The organism is Gluconobacter potus, from assembly GCF_015244705.1.
Classification (GTDB): Bacteria; Pseudomonadota; Alphaproteobacteria; order Acetobacterales; family Acetobacteraceae; genus Gluconobacter; species Gluconobacter potus.
This window is the reverse complement of record NZ_JABCQF010000043.1, coordinates 1-2,616: the sequence shown is the minus strand read 5'-3', so window position 1 is coordinate 2,616 and position 2,616 is coordinate 1. Positions and strand designations below refer to the sequence as shown.

The window sequence follows — 2,616 nt, the reverse complement described above, 5'->3', positions numbered from 1 at the left end:
TTGCCCTGCCATCCGGCGCCGAGTGCGATGTACAGCGCGACGGCGTTGCGGACGCGGGCGAGGCGGCCGACGACGGCCTGGTCCTCGGCGGACAGGGCGGTCTGTTCGGTCGTCAGCACGTTCAGATATCCGGTCAGACCGGCCGTGAACAGCTTCTGCGCCCGGTCGCGGGCCAGGCCGGCATCGACGGAGGCCTGGTTCAGTTCCTCGACCAGCTCGGCATTATGTCGCCAGTCGCCCATCGCGTCCTCGACATCCGCAAACGCCTTGAGCACCGTCTTGCGGTAGGTCAGGCGGCTGCCCTCGGCCTCGGCCCGGGCCTGTGCGATCGCGGCGGTGTAGCGCCCACCGTGGATGACCGGCAGCGTCGCCATCATCATGAAGCTCCACGCCATGCCGCCCGCCTGGAACGCCTGATAGGCGGCGGACGCGTTCGGGTTGAACGTCAGCGGGATCATGAATTTCGGATAGAGGTTCGACACCGCAATGCCCACGCGTGCCGTATCGGCGGCATATTCGGCCTCGGCCACGCGGATGTCGGGGCGGTTGGCGAGCACGATCGAGGGCAGGCTGTCGGGGAAGCGCGGCAGATCCGGGATCGGACGGCGCTTTTCCAGCTCTTCCTCAAGCTGGCCCGGCATGTCGCCGACAAGCACGGCAATGGCATGCATCAGCCGCTCTTCCTGCTCGTGCAGCGGGGCCAGACGGGCGCGTTCGAGATGTTCTTCCGTCTGCGCCTGCGCCACGGCCAGCGTGTTGCCCAGACCGTGCGTGTAGAGCTTTTCGGTCAGTTGGCGTGAGCGCACGGCCACGTCGATGGCGCGCTCGGTGACGGTCAGACGCTCCTGCACGGAGCGCAGCGTCACGTAATCCGTGGCCATCTCGGCCAGCAACGCGAGGAGGACGCCACGGCGGTTCTCGATCGATTCCTCGACGATCCGCTTGCGCTCTTCCACCTGCCGGGCGATGTGGCCGAACAGATCGACTTCCCAGCTCGCCCGCGCGCCATAGGTCAGGACCGAGGCCTCGGGGCGGTTGGCCGTGTTGCCCGGACGCAGCGGCCAGTTGTCCACGTTAATGGAATAGCGGTCATCGCCGCCACCCGCGGCCACATCGAGCTGCGGATACCAGGCCGACTGGGCCTGACGCCGCACGGCGCGCTCGGCGATGATGTGCTGCGAGGCAATCTGCAGGTCGTAATTGCCCTTGATCGCCTGCTCCACCAGCTCGTTGAGCATGGGATCGTGGAACTGCGCCCACCAGTCCTTCATGTCGGCAGCCGACTGCGCCAGCGCATCGGCGGTGGCAGGCCGGGGCTGCTCGACGAAGGCGTCGGGCACCTTGATCCGGTCCGGCTTGAAGTTCGGCCCGACCGTGCACGCCGTCAGCGACAGGCAGGTGCTCAGGGCCAGAGCCACGCTGCGGAGGGCTACGGCCCGGGTGAAGGGCCGCGCCAGCGATCGGGGAAAGGGGGTGCGTGACATGTCAGAGGTGGTTCTGCAGCCAGGTGGTCAGACGTCCGCGCGCGCCCGGCGTCTCACGTCCGATCGTCACCGTGGCCGTCATGCCGGCCGCCAGCGTGATTTCCGGCGGGACGTTGTCGAACTCCAGACGCACCGGAATACGCTGCGCCAGACGCACCCAGGTGAAGATCGGGTTGACGTCCGGCAGGCCCAGCTTGTCGGACACGCCGTTCTGGTCGTTGATGCCGCGGCCGATGCTGACGACATGCGCCATGATGATCTGCTTGTAGCCCATCAGCTTGATCCGGGCTTCGTCACCCACATGCACGCCGTGCATCTTGGTTTCTTCGAAATAGCCGTTGATCCAGTAGCTGTGCGCATCAATCACCGCCAGGCCCGACACGCCGGCATGGGCGTAATCACCCACCCGCAGGTTGAGGTTGGTGATGTAGCCGTCCACCGGGGAATAGACCGTCGAGCGCTGCAGGTTCAGCAGGGCGGTGTTCAGCTCGGCCTTGGCCGCGTTGACCTTGGCGCGCTGGGTTTCAACATTGGAGTTGAAGTCTTCCTGCTCTTCCGCCGAGACGATGCCGCCCAGGCCCATGCGGCGCTTGGCGTCGGAGGTGCGGAGCTTGAGGTCTTCCTCGGCTCCGGCCACCCGGGCGCGGGCAGCGTCGATGTCGAGGCGGAAGCGCACCGGATCGAGCACGAAGAGCGGATCGCCCTTGTGGACGAACTGGTTGTCCACGACCGGCACGGCAACCACCGTGCCCGAGACTTCAGGGGCAGCGTCCACGACGTAAACGCGCACACGGCCGTCACGGGTCCAGGGGGCGAGGACGTAGATGTCCCACATCGTGCGCCCCAGTCCGATGGCCAGGGCCAGGACGATGAGGGTCAGCAGGACACGGATCACGCTGCGGGTCCAGTTCATTGCCGACCCCTCCTATACGTAAAGGATGAGTAGACAGAGAACACAGACATAGAGCGCTATTTCAAAGAGGGCGACGTGCCAGAACCATCCCAGCGCACCGGTGCGCCACAGGATGCTTCGAAGCAGTAACGTCACAAAGACCGCCGCTACGGCATAAATGGAAAGCGGTGCAACGAAAACGCCAAACAGGTCAACTTCAGCCAGCATCAGGAACCGACC

At 65.6% G+C, this 2,616-nt stretch carries 3 protein-coding genes; all 3 read right to left on the bottom strand.

Features of this window, described 5'->3' with window-relative positions; translation table 11 throughout:
- Positions 1-1,484: efflux transporter outer membrane subunit (locus HKD31_RS15805; protein WP_194265706.1), on the bottom strand; the 1,484-nt coding region annotated here is incomplete at its 3' end.
- Position 1,485: 1 nt separating this feature from the next.
- A complete protein-coding gene (locus HKD31_RS15800; protein ID WP_011253626.1) occupies positions 1,486-2,397 on the bottom strand; it encodes a biotin/lipoyl-binding protein in 912 nt (303 codons plus the stop codon).
- A 12-nt stretch (positions 2,398-2,409) separates the two neighbouring features.
- A complete protein-coding gene (locus HKD31_RS15795; protein WP_041111784.1) occupies positions 2,410-2,604 on the bottom strand; it encodes a DUF1656 domain-containing protein in 195 nt (64 codons plus the stop codon).
- Between the last annotated feature and the right edge of the window lie 12 nt (positions 2,605-2,616).

Excerpts from the sequence above, each read along its gene's own strand:
- HKD31_RS15800 (WP_011253626.1), bottom strand. The coding sequence starts at position 2,397 with ATGAACTGGACCCGCAGCGTGATCCGTGTCCTGCTGACCCTCATCGTC.
- HKD31_RS15795 (WP_041111784.1), bottom strand. The coding sequence starts at position 2,604 with ATGCTGGCTGAAGTTGACCTGTTTGGCGTTTTCGTTGCACCGCTTTCC.